The following is a 23,995-nucleotide window of genomic DNA, read 5'->3' as shown; positions in this document are numbered from 1 at the left end:
AGGTTCCTAGGCGTGCGCCTTGATGGCGGCGGCCAGGACGTCCAGGCCGTCGTTCAGGAGCTCGTCAGAGATGACCAGCGGCGGGAGCAGGCGGATCACGTTGCCGTAGGTGCCGCAGGTGAGGATGATGACGCCCTCCTTGAGGCAGGCTGCGGCGACGGCCTTGGTCAGGTCGGTGTTGGGCTCCTTGGAACCGGCCTGGACCAGCTCGATGGCCAGCATGGCGCCGCGGCCGCGGACATCGCCGATCACGCCGGTCCCGGCGGCGGAGAGCTCTGACTGCAGCGCGCGGAGCCGGGTGGTGGCCACGTCCTCGATGTGGCGGGCACGGCCGGCGAGGTCGTACTGCTCCATGGAGCCGATGGACGCCAGCGCGGCGGCGCAGGCCACCGGGTTGCCGCCGTAGGTGCCGCCGAGGCCGCCGGGGTGGACGGCGTCGAGCAGGTCTGCCCGGCCGGTAATGGCGGACAGCGGCATGCCGCCGGCGATGCCCTTGGCCATGGTCAGGATGTCCGGGATGACGCCTTCGTGGTTGACGGCGAACCATTCACCAGTGCGGCAGAAGCCCGACTGGACCTCGTCAGCGATGAAGACGATGCCTTTTTCCTTGGCCCAGTCGGCCAGGGCCGGCAGGAAGCCTTCGGCAGGGACAATAAAGCCGCCCTCGCCCTGGATGGGCTCGATGATGATCGCGGCGACCTGGTCCCCGCCGATCTGCTTTTCGATCATGGTGATGGCGCGCTTGGCGGCCTCGGCGCCCGTGATCGAGGGGTTTTCCTCGCGGTACGGGTAGCTCATGGGCATGCGGTAGACCTCGGGCGCGAACGGGCCGAAGTTGGTTTTGTACGGCATGGCCTTGGCGGTCAGCGCCATGGTCAGGTTGGTGCGGCCGTGGTAGGCGTGGTCGAAGGCCACAACGGCGTCGCGTCCGGTGGCCAGGCGGGCCACCTTGACGGCGTTTTCCACGGCTTCGGCACCGGAGTTGAAGAGCACGGTGCGCTTTTCGTGGTCACCCGGGGTGAGCCGGTTCAGCTGTTCGGCAACCGCCACGTAGCTTTCGTACGGGGTGACCATAAAGCAGGTGTGGGTGAAGTGCTCCACGGCTTCCTTCACGGCGCCCACGACGGCGGGATCGGAGGCGCCCACGCTGGTCACCGCGATGCCTGAGCCGAGGTCGATGAAGGAGTTGCCGTCGACGTCGTGGATGATGCCGCCGTCGGCGTCGGCAACAAAGACGGGGACGCTGGAGGCGACGCCGGCAGCTACCACAGCCTTGCGGCGTTCGGTCAGTGCCACGGACTTGGGGCCCGGGAAGTCGGCCTGGACGCGGCGCTTCTGCTCCAGGCGGTAGGTGATGTCGGGTGCTGTGGTGGTCATGTCAGGCCTTTCAGGGAAACCGGGGTTGCGGAGCGAGGATGGGGGTCAGGAGTCCAGCGCGCTCATCACGTGCTTGATGCGGGTGTAGTCCTCCACGCCGTACATGGAGAGGTCCTTGCCGTAACCGGACTGCTTGAAGCCGCCGTGCGGCATTTCGGCGGTGAGGAGGATGTGGGTGTTGATCCAGACTGCACCGAAGTCCAGGTCGCGGCTCAGGCGCATGGCCGTGCCGTGGTCGGTGGTCCAGATGCTGGAGGCCAGGGCGTAGTCCACGTCGTTGGCCAGCTCCACGGCTTCGGCTTCGGTGCTGAACCGCTGCACGGTGATGACCGGGCCGAACGTTTCCTGCTGGACCACATCGTCCGTCTGCCTGGCGCCCGTGATGATGGTGGGTTCGAAGAAGAAGCCCTTGTCGCCTGCGCGGTGGCCGCCGGTTTCGATCCGGCAGTTTGCGGGCAGGTTTTCCACCACGGAGGTGACCTGCTTGAAGTGGTTGACGTTGTTCAGCGGCCCGAAGTAGTTCTCTTCGTCGTCCTGCGAACCGGTGTGCAGCGTTTTGGTGTGCTCCACCATGGCGGCCACAACGTCGTCGTGCACCTCGTCCTGGACCAGCACCCGGGTGATGGCCGTGCAGTCCTGGCCGGCGTTGAAGAAGGCGAACTCCGCGATGGCCGCTGCGCTCTTTTTGAGGTCTGCGTCCTTGAACACGATGGCGGGTGCCTTGCCGCCCAGCTCCAGGTGGGCGCGCTTGAGGCCCTTCGCGGCGCCGGAAGCCACAGCGATGCCGGCCCGGACCGAACCGGTGATGGACACCAGGCCGGGGACCTTGTGCTCCACCATCAGCGAACCGGTCTCGCCGGTGCCCAGGACGACGTTCAGGACACCGGCGGGCAGGATCTCCCCTGCGAGCCGGGCCAGCACCAGGGTGGATTCGGGGGTGGTGTCCGAGGGTTTGAGGACCACGGTGTTGCCGGCGGCGAGCGCGGGGCCGATCTTCCAGATGGCCATCAGGAACGGGTAGTTCCAGGGGGCCACCTGCGCCACCACACCGATGGGTTCGCGGCGGACGTAGGAGGTGTGGCCCTCGAAGTATTCGCCGGCGGACTTGCCTTCCAGGATGCGGGCGGCGCCGGCGAAGAAGCGGAGCTGGTCGGCGCCGGCGGCTACTTCCTCCGAAGCGATCAGCGAACGCACCTGGCCGGTGTTGCGGTGCTGGGCCTCGACCAGTTCAGCACTGTTCGCCTCAACGGCGTCCGCGAGCTTGAGCAGCATCAGCTGCCGCTGCCCGGGGGTGACGTGCTTCCACGTGCGGAACGCGTCCTTGGCGGCCGCCATGGCTGCATCAACGTCTGCTGCCACGGAGACGGGCGAGTGGGCCACCACCTCACCGTTGGTGGGGTTCACGATGTCCAGCAGGTCGGTGCCGGCCGGGGTGACGAACTGTCCGTTGATGAAGTTCTGCAAGGTCTGGACCACGGTGTGCAACCTCTTTCATAGGGGCCATCGGCGCCAGGGCGGATGGATGGAACTGCCTTGAGCCTATGCCAGCACCCTGCCGCCGTGAATAGCCACCTGCACACCTTTAGCCGCTGGGGTTAGTGCGGTTGCCCAGCGTCCGTTTATCCTTGTGGCATGGCCATTTCCCTTGCTGCCCTCCTTGCTGTGGGCTCCCTGAAGCTGTCCAACGTGGGAGTCGCCGAAACCACCTGGAACCAGGACATCAACTGGGTGGCCGTGACGGAACTTGAGGATCCGCAGCGCTTCATCAACGGCGGCGAGCTGGTGCTGACCACCGGGCTGCGCCTCCGGTCCGCTCCGGAGCAGCGCCGGTTTGTCCGCCAGGTCCAGCGGGCCGGGGCCGTGGGGATCGGCTTCGGGGTGGGCCTGACGCATGATGCGGTGCCGCCGGCGCTGCTGGCGGAAGCCAACCGCTGGGGCCTGCCCGTGGTGGAGGTCCCGTACGAGACCCCGTTCATCGCGATCGGCAAACTCGTGGCGGACGCCCAGTCCGCTGACCACTACGCCAAGCTGGAGCGGCTCATCGCTGGGCACCAGGTCCTCGCCCGGGCGCTGCTGACCGGCGGCGGCCTGGCGGAGCTCCTCAAGCACCTGGGCAGCATGCTGCGGACGGACATCGCGTTGAGCCAGTTCACGGCCCAGCTGTACAACAGCACCAGCGAATCCCCCGCCGCTGATACGTGGTCCTCCTACCCCATCCCCACCGGCCGCCGGGACGCCTGCACGCTCTGGGTCCGGCAGCCTTTTGAGGACTCCGGGATCATTGGCTACGCCCAGAACCTGATCAGCGTGGAGCTGAACAACATGGTCAAGCAGCGGCAGGCCCAGCGTGCCCTGTGCGGGCAGGTGCTGGAGGACGTGATCCACGGGGCCCTGGAAACCAGCGAGGCGCAGCGCCGGCTGGCCGGGGTGGGCGTGAACAGCACCCGGAAGAACGTGGTGCTCCTGGCCGTTTCCGCCGCCCATAACAAGGCCCTGGGGAGCACCTCGGTGCCGCGCGGCCTCGGAAACGCCGTGGCCGCCGTCGTGGGCAAGGACCTTGTCCTGGTGATCAATGACGACGGCGGTACGGCGCCGGCGCTGGCCCGCCAGCTCAGCGACCACCTCGCGGAGGCCGGCATCCACGCCACCATCGGCATCGGCGGCGCCTACACCAAACCCAACGGCCTGCGGTGGAGCTACTTCGAGGCCCGGGACGCTGCCAGCCACGGCCTGCCGGTCAACGAACCGGAGCGCCTCAGCCTGACCTCGCTGCTGCTGGCCAGCGAAGACGTGCCCCTCGCCGACATGGCGCACGAGTCCTTGAATCCGCTGCGGACCTTCGATGCGGCGCACGGCGCGGAGCTGATGGCCACGCTGGAAAGCTACCTGAACAACAACGGCTCCGTGGCGGCCGTTGCCGAGGAACTCACGCTGCACCGCAACACCGTCAGGTACCGGCTGGCACAGATCACTGAGCTGACGGGGTACGACCCCGCCGTCACCACCGACAGGGTCCAGCTCTGGCTGGCGTTGGCTGTGGCGCGGCTCTCGGCACGGCAGGGGAAGTAGGAATTCCCATCCGGAATTCCAGCAGGTCCGAATGCTCCTATGACACCTTCGGGTGTGTGGAAACATTTGCTACCTGACTGGAGATGACTGTGAACAAGACTGCCAAGACCCTGACCCGCACCGCCGCCGCCTCCCTGCTGGCCCTGACGGCCTTCGCCGCCACCTCGCTTCCGGCCCAGGCAGCCACGTCCGACGCCGGGACAAAGGTTGGGCAGGTGGCCGCAGCCAAGGACGCCACTATCCTCAGCGGCCTCTTCAGCGGCGGGTTCCTCAACGGCGGCCTGATCAACGGTCCGCTGGTGGAGGGCCCCGTAGTGGATGGCCCCCTGGTGGGCATTGGCAACGTGGGCCCGTTCCAGTTCGGCCAGTTCCAGTAACACCCGGCTGATTCCGCGGCGCCGGCTTTGAGCCGGCGCCGGAACAACGTTCCCGGGCTGCCGCCGCAGGCCCGGGCCCTTTTGCCATGCCCTGCGGCCCTTTTGCAGTGCCCCGAGGCCTCCGGGCCTGGCGCCCCTCAACCAGAGAAGGACCATGTCCCACGATTCCCTGAACCCCGCTGTCCCCGACGCCACCCGGCTGGACCTGACGCCCGCCCAGCGCGGCATCTGGTACGCGCAGAAACTGGCACCGGAGAACCCGATGTTCCAGATCGGGCAGTTCATCGAAATCACCGGTCCCCTGGATGAGGCCGTCCTGGCCAGCGCGCTGGAACGGGCCGTGGCCGGCACGGACGCCCTGAACCTGGGCTTCGCCGAGGACACCGACGGGCCGTTCCAGTACCCCCGCCCCGGTGCCGCCACCATGGAGGTCACCGACCTGGCAGCCGCGCCGGACCCGGAAGCGCAGGCCCGCGCCCTGATGGACGCCGACCTGGGCCTGCCCCGGGACGCCGCCACGGACCAGCTCCTGCACACCGAGCTCATCCGGCTGGCCCCGGACCGCCACTTCTTCTACCAGCGGGTGCACCACCTCCTGCTCGACGGCTACTCCGCCGTGCTGGTCCTGCGCCGCGTCGCCGGCCTCTACAACGACCTGCTGGCGGACGACGCCGGAGATCCGGATTCCGCCGGCATCACCGCCTTCGCCCCGCTCCAGGACCTCCTGGCCGCCGAGGCCGGGTACGCCGGCTCCGCAGCAGCCACCGCAGACAAAGCCTTCTGGGACGCCGAGCTGGCAGACGCCGCGCCCGCCACCGGCCTCGCCGGCCGGCCGGATGCCGCCGCGGGATCGCTGGTCCGCGCCGCCCGGGTCCTGCGCGCCCCCGCGGCTGCTGCCCTTGAGTCCGCTGCCGCCACCGCACCCGCCCTGATCCTGACCGCCGCATCGCTGTACCTGCACCGGATCACTGGCGAGCGTGAGGTCTCCGTTGCCCTGCCGGTGACGGCGCGCCGCGGCAACCTGGCCAAGTCCACTCCGTCCATGCTCTCCAACATTGTTCCGGTCCGGCTGGCCGTGGACCCGGGAGCCACCGTCCAGGAGACGGCAGCCGCCGTGGGCCGCAACCTCCGCAATGCCCTGGTCCATCAGCGCTTCCGCTACGAGGACCTCCCCACCCAGGGCGGTTACCTGGGTCCGTCCGTGAACATCCTGCCCGTGCTGGACGGCATCGCTTTCGGTCCGGCGCAGGGCACCGTAAACATTCTGTCCACCGGCCCCGTCGACGACCTCTCGATTGTGGTCCACGGCCTGGGCGCCGGCAGCCCAACAGTGCAGTTCGAAGCCAACGCCGCCCTCTACGGCCAGGCCGCCCTGGTTCAGCACGTGGACCGGTTTGTCCGCCTCCTGGAACGCGTTGCCACGCAGCCCGGCGCCACCCTGGCGGACCTGACGGTCACCACGCAGGCCGAGGAGCTGGACCTGCTGGCGGCCGGCGATGCCGGGGACCAGGCCTTGCCCGGCCACACCATCGTGGAGGAATTCCAGCTCAACGCCGCCGCCGGCCCCGACCGGACAGCGGTGGTTGCCGGGGACGGCACCCTCACCTTCGCCGAACTGGAGGCCCGTTCCAACCAGCTGGCCCGGTACCTGGCAAGCCACGGCGCCGGACCGGGCACCACGGTGGCCGTCCGCCTGGACCGGAGCCTGCTGCTCCCCATCGCCCTGTTGGCTGTACTCAAAAGCGGAGCCGCCTACCTTCCGCTGGACCCCGACTACCCCGCCGGCCGCGTGGAAGGCATGATCGAGGACGCCGCCCCCGTCCGGCTCCTGACGTCCACCGCGTTCACCGCCGCAGGCTCCGACTCCGGGCCTGGCCACGACGAACTGGCGACGGACGTACCCGTCACCGTGCTGGACGCTGCCTTGATGGCGGCGTGCCTGGCTGGCAAGGACCCGGCCGCTCCGCTGCCCACCGCGGGCCAGCAGGACCTCGCTTACGTCATCTTCACCTCCGGCTCCACCGGCCGGCCCAAGGGCGTCGGCGTGGAACACCTGCCGCTGCTCAACCTGTACACCTCCCACCGGGACACCATTTTCCGCCCCGCCGAGGCCCGGCTGGGCCGGAAACTGCGGGTGGCCCACACGGCTGGGCTGTCCTTCGACGCGTCCTGGGACCCCATCCTGTGGCTCATCGGCGGGCACGAACTGCACCTGGTGGACAACCTGACCCGCCGGGACCCGGAGGCCCTCAGCGCCTACCTGTCCGGGACCGGCATCGACTCGATCGAAACCACCCCGTCCTTCGCCAAGGTGCTGGTGGCCGGCGGCCTGTTCGACCAGGACCGGCACCCGTCCGTGGTGGCCCTGGGCGGCGAAGCCGTGGACGCACCGCTTTGGAACGACCTCGCCGGCCGGGACGGCGTGGTGGCCTACAACTTCTACGGCCCCACCGAAACCACCGTGGATTCACTGACTGCGGTGATGGAACCGGGCACCGAACCCACCTTGGGCGGCTCCGTGGCCAACACCCGGCACTACATCCTGGACTCCGGCCTCAACCCGGTCCCGGACAACGCCGTGGGCGAGCTCTACGTCGCCGGCATCAACCTGGCCCGCGGCTACCTCGACCAGCCGGGCCTGAGCGCCGAGCGCTTCGTGGCGGACCCCTTCGCGGTGGACGGGTCGCGGATGTACCGGACCGGGGACATTGTGCGCCGGCAGGGGGACGGGACGCTGGAGTTCCGGGGCCGCCTGGACGCTCAGGTCAAAATCCGGGGCTTCCGGATCGAACTGGCCGAAATCGAGCAGGTGCTGCGCGCCTTGGACGGCGTGGAACACGCGGCCGTCACAGTGGGCCGGAACCGGGCGGGGTATGACCAGCTCCTGGGCTATGTGACCCCCGCAGGTGTTGCCCTAACCGCGCTGGACACCGCCGAACTCCGCCGGCTGGCCCGGCGCCACCTGCCCGACTACATGGTGCCCGCCACCATCACCCAGATCCCTGTGCTGCCGCTGACGCCCAACGGCAAGCTGGACACCCGCGCCCTGCCCGTCCCGGACCAGGAACGCGCCGCCTCCGCCCCGCGAAACGAACGGGAACGGATCGTCGCCGACGCCTTCAAGGAGGTCCTGGGCCTGGCCGAAGTCGGGCTTGAGGACGACTTCTTCGACCTCGGCGGGCACTCCCTGCTGGCCACCCGGCTGGTGGCCCTGCTGCGGGACCGCACCGGAACGGCCCCGGCGCTGCGCACTGTGTTCGAAAAGACCACCGTGGCCGAGCTCGCGGAAACCCTGGAACTGGGCACCGCCACCGCGCGACCGCTGGTCAGGGCGGAACGCCCCGAGGTCCTGCCGCTGTCCTTCGCCCAGCGCCGGCTGTGGTTCCTGAACCGGTTCGCTCCCGAATCCGGTGCCTACAACATCCCCGTGGTCCTGAACCTGCCGGGCAAACTGGACGTGGCGGCGCTGGCGGAGGCCATCGGCCAGCTGGCCGTCCGCCACGAGACCCTGCGGACCCTCTTCCCGCTGGTGGATGGCGAACCGGCGCAGCGGGTGCTGTCCCCGGAGGAGGGCCGGCCGGCCCTGCTGGCCGTGGAATGCACCGAACAGAACCTGCCGTCAGCGCTGGCAGCGGAAACGGGCCGCGGGTTCGACCTGGGCCGCGACCTGCCGCTTCGCGCCGTCCTCTTCCAGCTGGCCCCGGACCACCATGTCCTGGCCATCACCCTGCACCACATTGCCGCCGATGGCTGGTCCTTGGCACCGCTGGCCCGGGACCTGTCCGCCGCCTACAACAGCCTCGTCTCCGGCGGCGAGGCCGGGCTGGCGCCGCTGCCCGTGCAGTACGCCGACTACACCCTGTGGCAGCGCGCCGAACTGGGCAGCGAAGCGGATCCCGAAAGCCCCATCTCCCGGCAGCTCGACTTCTGGACCCGCGAACTCCGCGGCGCCCCCGAAGAGCTGCTGCTGCCGTTCGACTACGCACGCGGCACCCGCGACGAGGCCGCGCACCCGGCCGGCGGACCGGCGTCGTCCGTCCCGCTGGCCATCAGCCCCGAAACGGCGGAGCGGCTCAACGCGCTGGCCCGGAACCACAGCGCCAGCCTCTTTATGGTGCTGCAGGCGGCGCTGGCCGCGCTGCTCACCAAGTCCGGCGCCGGCGATGACATTCCCCTGGGCACACCCGTGGCCGGCCGCACGGACACCCAACTGGACAGCCTGGTGGGGTTCTTCGTCAACACCCTGGTGCTGCGCACCAACACGTCCGGCAACCCCACCGCCGGCGAGCTGGTGGAGAGCGTCAGGTACACCAACCTGCACGCATACGCCAACCAGGACGCACCCTTCGAGCGGGTGGTGGAGGAACTGAACCCGGCCCGCTCCCAGCACCGGCATCCGCTCTTCCAGGTGATGCTGACCCTGCAGAACACCGTCCCCGCAGAGCTCGCCATGGACGGACTCGATGCCAGCGCCGACCACGGCCAGGAGCCCGGCGGAGCCAAGTTCGACCTGCTTCTGGACCTGGCGGAGGGCACCGGCGGGATCACCGGCAGCCTTGCCTTCAACCCGGGGCTCTTCACGCCAGGCACCGCGGCGCAGCTCGCGGCCGGGTACCTGGCCGTGGTGGAACAGTTCGCGGCGGACCCCGCCATCACCCTGGACCGCCTCCGCATCCAGACGCCCGAGCAGCACGCCCGGGTGCTGGGCCACAGCCTCGGCAACCACAATGACGGTCCCGAGGGCACCGTGGTGGACGCCTTCCTCGCCACCGCCGCCCGGATCCCGGCCTCCCCCGCGGTGGTGGACGCAGCCGGCCGCGGCCACGGTCTCAGCTTCGACCAGCTGCGGCAGCGCGTCGACGCGGCAGCCCGGGGGCTGATTGCCCTCGGTGTGGAGCCCGGCGACAGGGTGGCCGTCGCCCTGCCCCGGACCGCCGACGTGGTGACGGCAGCGCTGGCTGTCCTGGCAGCGGGTGGCGTCTACATTCCCGTGGACCTCACCTACCCCGCGGAGCGGATCGGCATGATTCTCGACGACGGCGCCCCGGCCTTGGTGATCGGCACGCCCGGCGTTGCCGGTCCCGCAAGCAGCCGCGCCACCGGGCTCCGGACCGTCACCGTGGAGGCTTTGCTGGCCCGCGGCGCGGACGTTCCGGCCGCCGACCTTGCCGCATGCCGGCCCGCCGCCGATGACCTGGCCTACGTGCTGTACACGTCCGGCTCCACCGGCCGGCCTAAAGGCGTTGCCGTGTCCCATGGCGCGCTGGCCAACCTCTACTCGCACCACCACCGCACCCTGTACGCACCGCGGTTTGCTGCCGCAGGGTCCGCCACCGTTGCGGTGGCCCACATCGCCGGCCTGGGTTTCGACGCTGCCTGGGACCCCATGCTGTGGCTGGTTGCGGGCGCGGAACTGCACCTGGTGGCGGACGCCGTGCGCTCCGATGCCGAAGCACTGGTGGGTTACTGCCGGGAGCACCGCATCGGGGTCCTGGAAACCACGCCGTCCTACGCCACCCAGCTCCTGCAGCTGGGCCTGGCCACGCCGGCAGCATCCACCGGCGCCCCGGCAGACTTGCCGCTGCTGCTGGTCCTGGGTGGCGAAGCGGTATCCGCCGACCTGTGGGCGAAGCTGGCCGCCACCCCGGAAGTGGAGGCCTACAACTTCTACGGCCCCACGGAGTTCACGGTTGATTCCGTGACGGCCAGGATCGATGGTGCGGTACCCGGCATCGGCCGCGGCATCGCAGGCACCGACACCCTGGTCCTGGACCAGCACCTGGCCTTGGTGCCCGCCGGGATTCCGGGCGAACTGTACCTGGCGGGAGCGGGAATGGCGCAGGGTTATGACGGGCGCCCAGGCGAGACCGCTTCCCGTTTTGTGGCCAACCCCTTTGCCCTGGACGGCAGCCGGATGTACCGCACCGGCGACCTGGTGCGCCGGCGCGCCGACGGGTCCTTGGAGTTCATTGCCCGCAATGACGAGCAGGTGAAGGTCCGGGGCTTCCGGATCGAACTGGGCGAGATCGAGTCGGCCCTGGCCCTGGCTCCCGGCGTGGACCGGGCCGTGGCCCTTCCCGACGGCGATCCGGCCCAGCGCGTTGTGGCCTACTACACCGGCACGGCCAGCCCGGAGGACGTCCGCGCGGTGGCGGCGGAGCGGCTGCCGGAGTACATGGTGCCGGCCATCATCATGGCCATTCCCGGGATTCCGCTGACCTCGCACGGCAAGCTGGACCGCAGGGCGCTCCCCGCACCGGTGGCAGCCGGGGCCGGCCACGGCGCCGCACCGCAGACCGCCGATGAGCACACCATGGCCGGGATCTTCGGCGCCGTCCTGGCGGTGGACACCGTGTCCATGGACGATGATTTCTTCACCCTGGGCGGCCATTCGCTGCTGGCCATCGCCATGATGGGCAAGATCCGGGAGGCGTTCGGCCGCGATGTGCCGCTGCGCACCCTGTTCGATGCCCCCACGCCCGCCGCGCTGCTGGCAGCGGTGCTGCCGCCCGCCGGGGACTCGGGGGCAGCCAGCCCGGACGCGCCGCTCAGTGCCACGGGGACAACTCCCGCCGGCCCTGCCGACCTGCCCCTGGACCTGCCCGAGCCCCTGGCCGAGTGGCTGGCCGGCCCGGATTCGGCCCGTCCGGACCGCCTGGAGCTCTCCTACGCCCAGTCCCGGATGTGGTTCCTGAACCAGCTGGATCCCGGCGCCGCGGATTACAACATTTCCCTGGCCGTGCGCCTGGCCGGCAACCTGGACGAGCGGGCAATGGCCAAGGCCGTGGCCGCCCTGTTCCGGCGGCACGAAATCCTCCGGACCGTGTACCCGGAAACGTCCGGCGTCCCGGAACAGCTGATCCTGCCCGCTCCTGATGCCGCTGGTTCAGGCGATCCAGGACCAGGCGATCCGGGGTCAACCGGCACAACCGCTTCGTCCGGCACCGCCATGGCCCTGGCCGTCAGCACCGCCGGTTCCCAGGCTGACGTCCAGGACCTGCTGCGGCTCGACGCCGGCCAAGGCTTCGACGTCCGGTCCGACATCCCGCTGCGCGCCCGGCTGATCCGGCTCCCGGCCGACGGCGGACAGGACCAGTGGGTGCTGCACCTGGTGATGCATCACATCGCCAGCGACGGCGCCTCCCTGGCGCCGTTGGCCCAGGACCTGTCCCTGGCCTACACCGCAGCACAGCAGCACCCGCTGCCGCTGCAGTATGCCGACTTCAGCACCTGGCAGCGCCGGCAGCTGGCCGGCCCGGCGCTCGAGGCCAAGGTGACGCACTGGCAGCAGGCACTGGCCGGCATCCCCGCCGAACTGATGCTCCCGGCTGACCACCGCCGGCCCCGCGAGCCGCGCCAACCCGCCGGCCAGCTGGGCTTCCAGGTGGATTCCGCAAGCGTTAAGGCGCTGAACAGCCTGGCGTCGTCGTCGAACGCCAGCCTGTTTATGGCCCTTCACGCCGGCCTTGCCGCGTTCCTGTACCGGGCCGGCGCGGGCGATGACCTGGTGATTGGCTCCCCCACCGCGGGCCGTCCGGATCCGCTGCTTGCCCCGCTGGTGGGTTTCTTTGTGAACACCCTGCCCCTGCGCGTCAGCGCCGGCGGCGATCCGGACCTGCGCACGCTGCTGGGCCGGTCCCGGGCCGGCATCCTGGACGCGTTCGAGAATGACGACGTGCCATTCGAACGGCTCGTCGAAGCCGTGGCGCCGGAGCGTGAGCTGGGCCGGCATCCGCTCTTCCAGACCATGCTCACGGTGGACAGCGACGCACCGGCAGTCCCCCAGCTGCCCGGCGTTACGGTGAGCGCCGAGCCCGAAACCGGGTCCGGCGAGGCCAAGTTCGACCTCTCCTTCACCTTCCGGCCCGGCGACGACGGCACCCTGGCGGGCACGCTGGACTACAACGCCGCCATGTTCGAACCGGGTACGGCGCAACGCCTGGTGAACGGTTTCCTGCGCCTGCTTGACCTCGCCTCGGCAGCTCCCGACACGCCGCTCTCGGCCCTGCCGCTGCTGGCCGGGCCCGAAGCCCTCCGTCTCATGGCAGCCACCGCAGGGTCCCGCTCCCAGTCGGCAGATCACGCCGTGGATGCGGATCTCCTCTCCGCGTTTACCGCCACCGTCAGCGCCACCCCGGACGCCGTGGCGCTGGTGGCCGACGGCGCCGCCACCACGTTTGCGGACCTGGCGGCTACCGCGCGACGCATCGCCGCCGGACTCACCACGGCCGGGGCAGGCGGCGGCACGGTGTCCGTGCTGCTGCCCCGCTCCGCTGGAACGGTCCAGGGCCTCCTGGGGGTCCTGGCCGCCGGGGCTGCCTACAACCCGATCGACACCGAATACCCGGACCACCGCGTGGCCGCCATCCTTGAGGACGCCGCCCCGCCGGTGGTGCTGACCACGGCTGGCGTGTCTGGCCGGCTGGACGGCATCATCGCCGGCCTGGCCACCCAACCACGGGTACTCCTGCTTGAGGAGCTCATCGGCACGGAGGCCGCCGGGGACGCCGTCCCCTACGCCCCCTCGCCGCGGGACCTGGCCTCCGTGATGTTCACGTCCGGGTCCACCGGCCGGCCCAAGGGTGTGGAAGTCAGCCATGGCGCGTTGGCTGCCCTGCTGGCAGCGCACCGGGAAACCCTGCTCGCCGGGATCACCCGGCGCAAGGTGGCCCACACCACCGGCGTGGGCTTCGACGCCTCCTGGGATCCGATCCTCTGGCTGGTGGCCGGACACGAGCTGCATGTGGTCTCCGACGACCTCCGCCGGGACCCGGCGGGGCTCGCCGCCTACTTCGCCGCGGAGGGCATCAGCGCATGGGAAACCACGCCGGGTTACCTCCGCCAGCTCCTGGCCGAACCGGATTTCGCCGGGCTCCTGGCCGGCCACCCGGGCGGTTCCGATGCGTTCAGCCTCGCCCTGGGTGGGGAAGCGTTCGACGCCGGCCTCTGGACCTCCGTCGCGGCACGTCCCGGTGTGCGGGCCTGGAACCTCTATGGCCCCACCGAGGCCACGGTGGACACCGTGGTGGCTGCGGTGGCTGGCAGCGACACCCCGGAGCTGGGCCGGCCCACCCCGGGCGCCCGGCTGTACGTCCTGGATGACAGGCTGCAGCACACGCTGCCCGGCGCCGCCGGTGAACTGTACATCGCCGGGACCCAGCTGGCCCGCGGCTACCGCGGCCGGCCGGACCTCACCGCGGAGCGCTTTGTGGCAGACCCCTTCCACGGCGGCGGCGAGCGGATGTACCGCACCGGCGACGTGGTGTTCCGGCACGCCGACGGCCGCCTCGTTTTTGCCGGCCGCAACGACGGCCAGCTGAAAATCCGCGGCTTCCGCGTGGAAACCGGGGAAGTTGAAAACGCCCTGCGCGGCGCACCCGGGGTGCGTGCCGCCGTCGTCCGCTCCTTTGGCAGCGGGGCCGCGGCGCGCCTGGTGGGGTACGTGGTTCCGTCCGACGGCGGGCCTGCAGCAGGCCTGCCCGACGCCGCCCGCAGCCATGTCCGGGCGCTCCTGCCGGACTACATGGTCCCGGCAGCAGTTCTGGTCATCCCGGCGGTGCCGCTGACGCCGCACGGCAAGGTGGACACGGCCGCGCTGCCCGATCCCGGCACCGCCACCCGGGCTGCGGGACTCACCCCGCGGACGCCCCAGGAAAAGACGGTGGCCGGCATTTTCGCCGAGGTGCTGTCCCTGGACCGCGCCGGCGTGGACGAGTCCTTCTTCGAACTGGGCGGGCACTCATTCCTGGCCAGGCCGCTGATCGCCAAGATCAATGCCGCGCTGGGCACTGACCTGCAGGTCCAGTCCCTGTTCCGGGCACCCACTGTCGAAGGCCTGCTCGCCGAGGCTGCCAAGGGCGGGGCGGAAAGCGCCGCGGACAGCCTGCGGCAGCTGCTGCCGCTGCGCACCGCCGGGAGCAAGGCGCCGCTGTTTGCCGTGCACCCGGCGTCCGGGATCGGCTGGGGCTTCGCCGCCATGCTGGGCCGGCTGGACCCGGAGCGGCCGCTGATCGGGCTGCAGATGCCTGGCCTGGAACCCGGCAACACGCACCCGGTGGACGCCGCAACGCTGACGGCCCTGGCCGATGACTACATCGCGCAGATCCGTTCCGTGCAGCCGGAAGGCCCGTACCACCTGCTGGGCTGGTCCTTCGGCGGCTACCTGGCCCACCGGCTGGCCACGAGGCTGCAGGACCTGGGCCATGAGGTGGCGTTCCTGGCCATCCTGGATGCCTTCCCGGACAACCAGGAATCCAATGCGGGAGCGGGCAGCGGGGCGGGCCTCTGGGCCAGCTACCTCGAGGCGCAGGGCTATGACCTGGCCGGCGAGGACCTGGCCGCGGTGGATGTCCACCGGGCCCAGGAAATCCTGCGCGAAAACCACAACCCGCTGGGGACCGTTCCCACCGACTCCGTAGAAGCCATGGCCGGGAACTTCCCCGCGTTGGCGCGGCTGATCAGGGACGAACGCCCGCAGGTGTTCGCCGGGGACCTGCTCTTCTTCAGTGCCACCGAACAGGTACCGGCCGGCACCCCGGACGCCACGTCCTGGACCCCCTACGTCACCGGAACCATCACCGACATCCCCGTCCCGGACCGGCACTCCCAGCTCCTAAGTGACCGGGCTCTCAGCACAATCATGCCGGCGCTGGCCATCCACCTGGGCGCCGGAGCCGAATAACAGATGATGCTCCTGTTGCACACGGGACGCCCCATACGACGACAGAACCGACAGGAAAGGTCACCATGACGAACCCCTTCGACGACAAATCCGCAACGTTCTCCGTACTGGTCAATGACTTCCAGCAGCACTCCCTCTGGCCGGAGTTCGCAGCAGTGCCGCAGGGCTGGGTCACCATGTTCGGCCCCGACAACCGCGAGGCCTGCCTGGACTACGTCGCCCGGACGTGGACCGACATGGCGCCGCGCAAAGTTGCCGAACTCGCCGCTTCGCAGTGATCCGGATCGAGAACGTCAGCAAGTCGTTCGGCAGTTTCAAGGCCCTGGACGGGCTGTCCCTGCACGCAGGCGAAGGGACAGTCCTGGGATTGCTGGGACCCAACGGCTCCGGCAAAACCACCACCGTCAAAATCCTCACCACCCTGCTGGCACCGGACAGCGGTGACGCCCGGGTGGCCGGCCACTCGGTGCTGGCAGCGCCGGCCCTGGTCCGCCGCAACCTTGGCCTTTCCGGCCAGTACGCGGCCGTGGACGAAAAACTCACCGCCTTCGAAAACCTGCACATGGTGGGCCGGCTGTACGGCATGAACCGCCGCACCGCGTCGGCCCGGGCACATGAGCTGCTGGAAGGCTTCCGCCTCACGGACGTCGCCAATAAACGGTCCGGAACATTCTCCGGCGGCATGCGGCGGCGCCTGGACCTGGCCGGCGCCATTGTGGCGCGGCCCAAAGTGGTGGTGCTCGATGAGCCCACCACCGGCCTGGACCCCCGCGGCCGGCTGGACACCTGGGATGTTGTTTCGCGGCTGGTGTCGGATGGCACCACCGTGCTGCTGACCACCCAGTACCTCGAGGAAGCCGACCGGCTGGCGGACCACATCGCCGTCATTAACCACGGCAGGGTCATCGCCGAGGGCACCGCCACCGAACTGAAGCAAAGCGCCGGCACGGAACGCATCAGCGTTGTGCTGCGGCACGCCTCCGACCTTTCCGCCGCCGCTGCCGCCCTGGACGCCGCAACCGGCTCCGGCGTCAGCCCCGACATCGACCCGCAAAACCTGGGCGTGTCCATTGCCGCCCCGCAGGGCCACCGGACGCTGGTGCGCATCCTCTCCGACCTTGACGCCGTGGGCATCCCGGTGGAGGAAGCCTCGCTCCGCCGGCCCACCCTTGACGACGTTTTCCTGCAGCTCACCGGCCACGCCGCCGACCAGGCCCGGCAGAAAGAGGAGGTGGCAGCATGAGCGCCCTCACCGCAGCCGCCCGCGACAGCTCCGTCATCGCCCGGCGCAACCTGCTCAACGTCCTGCGCACCCCCGGCGCCATGGTCACCGGCCTCGTCCAGCCCATTATGTTTGTGCTCCTGCTGGGGTTTGTGTTTGGCGGAACCCTGGGCGGGGACCAGTACCGCAGCTTCCTCATCGGCGGAATCCTGGCCCAGACCCTGACCTTCAACGCGTCCTTCACGGCCGTGTACCTGGCCAAGGACCTGCAGTTGGGGCTCATTGACCGGTTCCGGTCGCTGCCCATGTCCCGGGTGGCAGTCATCCTGGGCCGCACCACCTCAGACCTGGCCACCAGCGTGCTGTCGGTGGCTGCCACCATGGTGTGCGGCCTGGCCATCGGCTGGCGCATCACCGGCGGCCCCGGACAGGCGCTGGCCGCCCTGGGCCTGCTGCTGCTGTTCGCGTTCGCCGTGTCCTGGATCGGTGCGGTCATCGCACTGACCGCCAGGAGCGTGGAGGTGGCCCAGAGCCTGGGTCTCGTCTGGCTGTTCCCTGTCACGTTCATTTCCGGCGCGTTTGTCTCTGTGGATACGCTGCCCGGGCCGCTGCGGACCATCGCGGAATGGAACCCCGTGACCGCCGTTGCCACCTCCGCCCGCGAGTTGTTCGGCAATGCCGCCCCGGCAGGGTTCGGCGTTCCGGGCGGCTGGCCTGCAGATAACGCCGTGCTGTACTCGATTCTCTGCAGCGTGGCCATCATCGCCGTGTTCGCGCCGCTGGCCATCGCCCAGTACCGGCGGATCAGCAAGCGATGACCACTGCCGGGCCGGGACAGGGCACTGTTTTCCTCAGCGCCCTGTCCCGGGACCTGGAGCTGGCCTGCGCCCCCACCGGCGGCCTGGCCGCGTACCTGTCCCCCGCCGAAGCGGAGGCAGCCAGGAAGTACACCCGGGCCGGGGACCGGCTGGACTACGCCGCTTCACATGCCTTGTTCCGGCTCCTGGCAGCGCGGCAGCTGGGCCGGCAGCCGCTGGCTGCCCGGCACCTTCAGGTCACCCGCAGCTGCGCCGGCTGCGGCAGCACAGCCCACGGAAAACCCGAAGTGGCGGGCCTGAGCCTGAGCCTCTCCCGCAGCCACGGCGCAGTGATGGCCGCCGCCGGCCCGGCCGGCACCCCGGTGGGGGCCGACATCGAACTGGTGCCCGGAAACCTGTTCAAGGGTTTTGACGACTACGTGGCCTCAACGGATGAACGCCTCAGCCTGGCGCCGCAGGACGTTCCGGCACGGCTGCGGTTGTGGGTGGCTAAGGAAGCGGTCCTCAAGGCCGCCGGGCTGGGCCTGTCGGTGACGCCCGCGGCCGTCCACCTGGTAACAGTCGACGCCGGAACGCCGGAGCGCACCCTGCTCCGCGCCGACTGCCCCGGCACCCCGCAGGTCCATGGCCTGACGGCGGCTGCCGTCGCAGCCCCGGATGGCTACGCTGCGGCGGTGTCCGCAGCGTCGGACCTGCCTGCGGCCACGCTGCCGCTCGCGGACCTGCTCCTGGCGCGGGCAGCCTGACCCCGTCCCCTAGATCACGCCGCGGTTCAGCAGGTCCTTCGACTTCTTCCGCGCCTTCCGGTAGCCGGCCACGGACGCCGCCATCTGCTCCTCCTGGCCACTGATCAAAGCCGCGAGCGCCGCAGCGGTGTCCGGCTGGTCGGCGGCCTGCACCAGGGAGGCCAGCAGTTCCCGGGCCAGGACTGCATCGTTGAACGCGCCCAGGAACTTCTGCTGGCTGTGCGCCGCCCGGGCCACTTTTCCGGCCCGCTTGCCGTGCACCGGAACGGCCGATTCAGCCACGTGCCGGAGCCGCTTCGCGTCCTTGCGGATCTGGTGCAGGGCCCGGTGGTGGTCGGTTCCGCGGCGCGCGTGGGCGGCCGCCTTGTGGGCCCTTCGCAGCCTGGCAGCGGACTTGTCCACCGCCTTCGCCGTCACTTTCTTTCCGGCCGCCACCGGGCCGGTCCGGACCGGCGGGTTGTCGCGGAAGGCCTCCAGGTCGTCCAGGAGCCGGAAGTACCGGGCAGATCCCAGGGCTCCGAGCAGCGTGCGGTAGCCGGCGTCAAAACTGGTCCCGGTGTGCTGGCTGATCCGCTGCCGGACCGTGTCCGCGCCGTTGCCTGCCGGCAGCGCGGCCAGCGGCTCCTGCAGCAGGCCGGCCATGACCTCCGCGTCGCGGGGAGCCCCCAGTTGAGCGGCAAGCCACTTGAGTTCGCTTTGCAGCCTGCGCACCTGGACCGCCGAATACAGCTTCCGGTAGGCCGCCAGCACCGAGCGCAGCCGCCGGGTGGCGGTCCGCATGTCATGCACCGCGTCTGGTTCCTCGAGCCGGACGGCCGGGTCCAGCGCCACAAGCTGTCCCAGTTGTGTTGCCACGTATACGGTCACGACGGCGGCAGCCGGGGCTTTCTTGCCGGCCAGCAGGACCGGGGTGCTGTCCAGGTGGCGGCTCTTCAGCTTTTTCCCACCCAGGGCGCGGACCAGCTTGGAGGCGTGCCCCGACGGGGCCGCACCGGCTGCGGCCAGCAGTTCCCCTGCCGGGCCGAACAGGTCAGCACTTCCATGGACCAGTTCGAATTCCCATTCCCGCCACTGCTGGTCGGCGCCGTCCCCGGGGAGTTTCCCTGCGGTGACCCTGTCGTCCGCCAGGTCCGCCAGGTGCAGGCCGTCCGCTGCGTAGAGGGTATGGGTGGTCCGGCGGGTTGCCAGCCGGGCCACAGGGGCCACCTCCGCTCCCCGCAGGTGTACCTGCAGGTGTGCCAGCAGGCTGTCCGGAACCACGTCCGGCTGGCCCAGCGGGGCGTGCAGTTCCTGCCGCACCTGGGGCGCGTCACCGGGCGCAGCGGAAACCGCTGCCGCGTCGGCGATTGCCGGCGGCAGTTTCAGGTGCCAACCCGCATCGGCCCCGCCGGTCCGGCGGCGGAGTGTAATCCGCCGTGCCGCCAATGCGTGGTCTGCGGTGTCGAAGTACACCGCCTCCAGCAGCGCCTCGTGCGGGTCCCCCACCCGCGCCACCCCGGGAAGTCCGGAGAGGTCCGGCACCCCGGCCTCCTCGCCGACGTCGTACTTCTTCTCGACTTCAAGTCCCTGGGAAGCCTTCACAGCCATCCTTCCGTGGTGATGCAGCGCGTGCGCCGGGCGTGGCCGGCGGTCCTTTTGCAGTCTATGGCCCTTGGCAGGGGCTGGTTGGAGAGGTTGGCCACAGAACGCCAAACATCAAACGTCCAACCTTTAGGCTGGAGGCATGCCCGCCTCATCACCTCCCCCTGCCCTGGATCCTGCCCTGGAACCCACCCTGGCGCCCGCCCCGGCACCCCTTGCCGTGACGGGAGCCGAAGATTCAGCAGTCGGCACCCCTGCCCCGAAGCCGGTGTCTGCCGTCGTCTTTGGCGTGATCGCATTGGTCCTGATCGGCCTGAACCTCCGTGCGGGCATCACCGGCGCGTCGGCGCTGCTGCACGACCTGCAGGCGGTCCTGGGCTACGGCGCCCTGGTGGCTGCCGTTATTCCGTCCATTCCCACCCTGTGCTTCGCGGTGGCGGGTGCCGCAACGTCGTGGTTGACGGGCAAACTGGGCGTGGAGAAGGCCATCCTGCTGGCCCTGGCCATGCTGGCCGGCGGGCTCCTGCTCCGCGGCATCCCGGCCACGGGCATGCTGGTGGCCGGAAGCGTGCTGGGCATGTCCGGGCTGGCCGTGTGCAACGTGGCCATGCCGGCGTTCATCCGGGAGCACTTCGCGGACCGGACCTCCCTGATGACGGCCGTTTATACGGTGACCATGACCACCGGCGCCACCGTAACGGCGGTGGCAGTGGTGCCCCTGGCGCAGGCGCTCGGTTCGCCGTCCGCCGCCGTCGGCGCCATCGGGTTTACCGCCGTCGCCGCATTCCTCGGCTTTATCCCCGTGGCCTTGCACGCGCACCGCAACAGCACCCGCGCCGCCTCAGTGCGCGTTTCGCCGTGGCCGCTGCTGCGCACCCGGAAAGGCCAGCTCCTCACCGCCATCTTCTCGCTGCAGGCGCTGCTGGCCTACGCCCTGCTGAGCTGGTTCCCCTACCTGCTCACCACCCAAGGCATGAGCGCCTCAGACAGCGGCCTGATGTTCGGGCTGATGCAGCTGGTCTCCGTCCCGGCAGGCATGATCCTGATCGCCATCGGCTCCCGCCCCCGGATGCTGCGGCCGGCCTTCTACCTGGTCAGCCTCACCATGGTGGCAGGCCTGGTGACGCTGATGGCCCTCCCCGTGGACCTGGCCTTCATCCCGGCGGTCCTGCTGGGCTTCGGCCTGGGCATCTTCCCCCTGGTGATGGTGATGATCAGCCGCAGCGGCTCCACCACCTCCGAAACCACGGCACTGTCCACCCTGGCCCAGTCCACGGGCTACCTGCTGGCCACCGCCGGACCGTTCGGCATGGGCCTGCTGCACAGCGCCACCGGCGGCTGGGGCCTTCCGCTGGCCATCCTCCTGGGCCTGGCCGTGGTCCAGGTTGTGGTGGGGCACCTGATCACCGGCGGGAAGAAGTAGGCCATGGCACTGACCCCCTCGCCGCGCCGGCCGCTCGCCGCCGAGGCCACCGACAAGCTCCGCGCCATGGTTCATTCCGGCGAATGGCCGCTGCACCACCGCATCCCGGCCGAGCCCGAGCTGATGGCCGGGCTGGGCATTTCCCGCGGCACCCTCCGGGAAGCGGTCAAGGCGCTGGCCCACAGCGGCATCCTCGAAGTGCGCCGCGGCGACGGCACCTACGTCCGGGCCACCAGCGAGATGCCCGGCGCCGCCCGCCGCATGTACCAGGACCACACCGAACAGCACATCCTGGAGGTCCGGGTGGGGCTGGACACGCAGGCCGCGCGCCTGGCCGCCCGCAATGCCACGGCCGACGACGTCACAGCCCTGCGCGGTTTGCTCGCCGACCGGGACCGGGCCTGGCAGTCCGGTGACGTTGAGGCGTGGGCGCTGGCCGACTGGGGCTTTCACGAGCGGGTGGCGCTGGCCTCCGGCAACCCGCTGCTGTTCGAGCTTTACGCCAGCTTTGGCACCGTGTTCCACCAGGATCTCCTGAGCCAGCAGCGGCGGCCGGGGTTCGCGGGGCTGCCGCAGGAAGGGCACGGGGTGCTACTGGCTGCCATTGAACGTGGAGACGCGGACGCCGCCGTGGCCACCGTGAACCGCAACCTGAACACGTGCGCGGAGTGGTTGGCTGGCTGAGCCGACCCCGTTTCGCCGCAGCCCGGGAGGTCAGTAGGCTTACTGGCTGAGCAAGATCCGTACTTCCGCCGCGTTCCAGCGGTGTCCTTTAACCCCAGAGGAGCCACTCCATGGCCCTGTTCTCCCGCCATCACCGCGGCACGTGCCCCGCCCACGACGCCGCAGTCCCCGAGCCCGGCAGCAAAACCCCGCAGCAGCTATGGGGCGACGGCTACGGCCGGGTGGGTATCCGGGCCGCACAGACCCTGCTGATCCTCGCGGTCTCAGTGGTGGCCGTGTTTGCGCTCCTGCAGGTCAAGCTGCTGGTGATCCCGATGCTGATCGCGCTGATCCTGGCGGCCGCGATCAGCCCGTTCGTCAACATCCTCAAGCGCCGCGGCATCAACGATGCCCTCGCCACCGTCATCGCTTTTATTGCCCTCCTGGCCGTCCTGGGCGGAGTGTTCACCGTCATCTACTTCTCCGTCCGGAGCCAGTGGGATGATCTGGTCCAGCAGGCAAGCGAGGGTGTGGACCAGCTGCAGGAGTTCCTCCTCAACGGTCCGCTGCCCATCGACGCGGCGCAGATCGACTCGGCCCGGGATGCGATTGTGGACTTCGCCACCAGCAGCCAGGCCAGGTCCGGCGCCATCACCGGGCTGTCCGTGGTGACGGAGTTCCTGACCGGCGCCGTGCTCCTGGTGGTGATCCTGTTTTTCTTCCTCAAGGACGGCGAGCGGATCTGGGCCTTCCTGATCAGCCCGTTCAAGGGCGAACGGGCCAGCCGCCTGCGCCGGGTGGGTACCAGGAGCCAGGAAGTCCTGGGCGGCTATGTCCGCGGGACGGCGATCGTGGCCCTGGTGGACACTTTGGGCATTGGCGCGGCGCTGCTGGTCCTGCAGGTTCCGCTGGCACTGCCCCTGGCCATGGTGGTCTTCATCGGTGCGTTCATCCCCATCGTGGGCGCCACCATGGCGGGCATCCTCGCAGCCCTCGTGGCGCTGGTGGCCAACGGACCCGTGGTGGCGCTGATTGTGGTGGCAGTGGTGGTGGCCGTGAACCAACTCGAAGGCAACCTCCTGCAGCCGGTGGTAATGGGCAAGTCCCTCCAGCTGCACGCACTGGTCATCCTGCTGGCCCTGACCGCCGGCACCCTCCTGGCCGGCATCGTGGGCGCGGTCCTGGCCGTCCCCATCACCGCCGTCGCGTGGTCCATCATCAAGGTGTGGACCTCGGACGACGGAACAGCACACCGGGACACACCCGACCGCCGGGCCGCAGGTACCGCGGCCAAGTAGCCCTGCTGACGCACGACGACGGCCCCGCACCTTTTCCGAAAAGGTGCGGGGCCGTCGTCGTGCGTCAGCGTTGGTTGCGGCTGGACCGCAGGCTGCGGTCAGCGGTGCAGGCCCGCCAGGATGTTTTTGGGCCGCTGCATTTCGCCGTGCTTTGCGCCGAGGACTATGACGGCCGCTGCGAAGGCCGGAATGGTCCACTGCAGCACCTTGAGCTGCTGCTGCGCGGCCTTCAGCTCGTCCGAGGCGCCCGGCTTCGGCTCGGTGGCGCCTTCCGCGCCTTCACCGGCGAGCTGCTGGACCTTCCTGCCCAGCAGGCCGGAGTACAGCGTAGCGGCGGCGCCAACCACGGTGACTGCCGTTTTGATGGCCGTGTCGCGGGCAACGCCGTCCTGCTTGGCGATCCGGCCCTTGTTTTCCCAGGCGATGGCCACGTCGGCGGCCAGGTGGGTGGCAAACGCGGCCGTCTGGACCGGCGCCCACTTCATCCAGCCTGCACTGGAGAGCCGGGTCCGTTCCGCCGGGTCCCGGGCTTCCGCCGCTGCGCCGTTCAGGCCGATGGCGCCCATCAGGGAACCGCCGAACCAGGCTGCCGCCGTGAGATCGTGGACGGAGCGGGCAATAAGGTTTCCTGCCATGGTGTGCATTCCTAACGTTGAACGGGGTGGGGCGTTGCGCCGGCGCCAGGCCGGGGCATTTTCCTTCAGGACGTGCACCCTCATAGTAAGCACACTTACTACTAA

The 23,995-nt window shown here is 70.0% G+C and carries 14 protein-coding genes; 10 read left to right on the top strand and 4 right to left on the bottom strand.

Annotation, left to right across the window (positions count from 1 at the left end):
* Positions 1-6: 6 nt before the first annotated feature.
* Both gabT and ASF72_RS03975 read right to left on the bottom strand, forming a co-directional pair.
* Entirely contained in the window at positions 7-1,377 is a 1,371-nt protein-coding gene (gene gabT / locus ASF72_RS03980; protein WP_056596855.1) for a 4-aminobutyrate--2-oxoglutarate transaminase, read from the bottom strand.
* Positions 1,378-1,422: 45 nt separating this feature from the next.
* Entirely contained in the window at positions 1,423-2,853 is a 1,431-nt protein-coding gene (locus ASF72_RS03975) for an aminobutyraldehyde dehydrogenase (RefSeq protein WP_050685253.1), read from the bottom strand.
* Between the two features lie 156 nt (positions 2,854-3,009).
* Between ASF72_RS03975 and ASF72_RS03970 the strand changes: the two genes are divergently transcribed.
* The 7 genes from ASF72_RS03970 (at position 3,010) to ASF72_RS03940 (ending at position 18,290) form a co-directional block, all read left to right on the top strand.
* A complete protein-coding gene (locus ASF72_RS03970; protein ID WP_056596851.1) occupies positions 3,010-4,446 on the top strand; it encodes a PucR family transcriptional regulator in 1,437 nt (478 codons plus the stop codon).
* 89 nt (positions 4,447-4,535) lie between these two features.
* On the top strand, positions 4,536-4,823 hold the full coding sequence (locus tag ASF72_RS03965; protein ID WP_056596850.1) for a hypothetical protein: 288 nt from the start codon (positions 4,536-4,538) through the stop codon (positions 4,821-4,823).
* A 154-nt stretch (positions 4,824-4,977) separates the two neighbouring features.
* Positions 4,978-15,504: a non-ribosomal peptide synthetase gene (locus ASF72_RS03960; protein ID WP_056596849.1), complete on the top strand. Its 10,527-nt coding sequence runs from the start codon at positions 4,978-4,980 to the stop codon at positions 15,502-15,504.
* Between the two features lie 65 nt (positions 15,505-15,569).
* A complete protein-coding gene (locus ASF72_RS03955; protein ID WP_050685238.1) occupies positions 15,570-15,782 on the top strand; it encodes an MbtH family protein in 213 nt (70 codons plus the stop codon).
* Positions 15,779-16,747: an ATP-binding cassette domain-containing protein gene (locus ASF72_RS03950; RefSeq protein WP_056596848.1), complete on the top strand. Its 969-nt coding sequence runs from the start codon at positions 15,779-15,781 to the stop codon at positions 16,745-16,747. The genes ASF72_RS03955 and ASF72_RS03950 overlap by 4 nt, the downstream gene beginning before the upstream one ends.
* Complete coding sequence (locus tag ASF72_RS03945) at positions 16,744-17,544, top strand: ABC transporter permease (RefSeq protein ID WP_056596847.1); 801 nt, start codon at positions 16,744-16,746, stop codon at positions 17,542-17,544. The genes ASF72_RS03950 and ASF72_RS03945 overlap by 4 nt, the downstream gene beginning before the upstream one ends.
* A complete protein-coding gene (locus tag ASF72_RS03940) occupies positions 17,541-18,290 on the top strand; it encodes a 4'-phosphopantetheinyl transferase family protein (RefSeq protein ID WP_056596846.1) in 750 nt (249 codons plus the stop codon). The genes ASF72_RS03945 and ASF72_RS03940 overlap by 4 nt, the downstream gene beginning before the upstream one ends.
* Before the next feature lie 9 nt (positions 18,291-18,299).
* Here ASF72_RS03940 and ASF72_RS03935 read toward each other — a convergent pair whose 3' ends face one another.
* Positions 18,300-19,877, bottom strand: a complete 1,578-nt coding sequence (locus tag ASF72_RS03935) for a CYTH and CHAD domain-containing protein (protein WP_235504647.1) — start codon at positions 19,875-19,877, stop codon at positions 18,300-18,302.
* 136 nt (positions 19,878-20,013) lie between these two features.
* Between ASF72_RS03935 and ASF72_RS03930 the strand changes: the two genes are divergently transcribed.
* From ASF72_RS03930 to ASF72_RS03920, 3 genes are all read left to right on the top strand, one after another.
* A complete protein-coding gene (locus tag ASF72_RS03930; RefSeq protein ID WP_056596843.1) occupies positions 20,014-21,294 on the top strand; it encodes an MFS transporter in 1,281 nt (426 codons plus the stop codon).
* A 3-nt stretch (positions 21,295-21,297) separates the two neighbouring features.
* A complete protein-coding gene (locus tag ASF72_RS03925) occupies positions 21,298-21,978 on the top strand; it encodes a FadR/GntR family transcriptional regulator (RefSeq protein ID WP_050685232.1) in 681 nt (226 codons plus the stop codon).
* A gap of 110 nt (positions 21,979-22,088) precedes the next feature.
* Positions 22,089-23,255, top strand: a complete 1,167-nt coding sequence (locus ASF72_RS03920) for an AI-2E family transporter (RefSeq protein ID WP_056596842.1) — start codon at positions 22,089-22,091, stop codon at positions 23,253-23,255.
* A gap of 98 nt (positions 23,256-23,353) precedes the next feature.
* Here the strand turns inward: ASF72_RS03920 and ASF72_RS03915 are convergent, their stop codons facing one another.
* A complete protein-coding gene (locus ASF72_RS03915; protein WP_056596841.1) occupies positions 23,354-23,890 on the bottom strand; it encodes a hypothetical protein in 537 nt (178 codons plus the stop codon).
* Positions 23,891-23,995: the final 105 nt, after the last annotated feature.

The sequence above is a fragment of the Arthrobacter sp. Leaf141 genome (assembly GCF_001424565.1).
GTDB lineage: Bacteria > Actinomycetota > Actinomycetes > Actinomycetales > Micrococcaceae > Arthrobacter.
This window is presented reverse-complemented; position numbering and strand designations above follow the sequence as displayed.

Bases quoted from the DNA above. Each gene is read 5' to 3' on its own strand.
- ASF72_RS03970 (WP_056596851.1), top strand. From the start codon at position 3,010: ATGGCCATTTCCCTTGCTGCCCTCCTTGCTGTGGGCTCCCTGAAGCTG.
- gabT (WP_056596855.1), bottom strand. From the start codon at position 1,377: ATGACCACCACAGCACCCGACATCACCTACCGCCTGGAGCAGAAGCGC.
- ASF72_RS03925 (WP_050685232.1), top strand. From the start codon at position 21,298: ATGGCACTGACCCCCTCGCCGCGCCGGCCGCTCGCCGCCGAGGCCACC.
- ASF72_RS03955 (WP_050685238.1), top strand. From the start codon at position 15,570: ATGACGAACCCCTTCGACGACAAATCCGCAACGTTCTCCGTACTGGTC.
- ASF72_RS03935 (WP_235504647.1), bottom strand. From the start codon at position 19,877: ATGGCTGTGAAGGCTTCCCAGGGACTTGAAGTCGAGAAGAAGTACGAC.
- ASF72_RS03930 (WP_056596843.1), top strand. From the start codon at position 20,014: ATGCCCGCCTCATCACCTCCCCCTGCCCTGGATCCTGCCCTGGAACCC.
- ASF72_RS03940 (WP_056596846.1), top strand. From the start codon at position 17,541: ATGACCACTGCCGGGCCGGGACAGGGCACTGTTTTCCTCAGCGCCCTG.
- ASF72_RS03915 (WP_056596841.1), bottom strand. From the start codon at position 23,890: ATGGCAGGAAACCTTATTGCCCGCTCCGTCCACGATCTCACGGCGGCA.
- ASF72_RS03920 (WP_056596842.1), top strand. From the start codon at position 22,089: ATGGCCCTGTTCTCCCGCCATCACCGCGGCACGTGCCCCGCCCACGAC.
- ASF72_RS03945 (WP_056596847.1), top strand. From the start codon at position 16,744: ATGAGCGCCCTCACCGCAGCCGCCCGCGACAGCTCCGTCATCGCCCGG.
- ASF72_RS03960 (WP_056596849.1), top strand. From the start codon at position 4,978: ATGTCCCACGATTCCCTGAACCCCGCTGTCCCCGACGCCACCCGGCTG.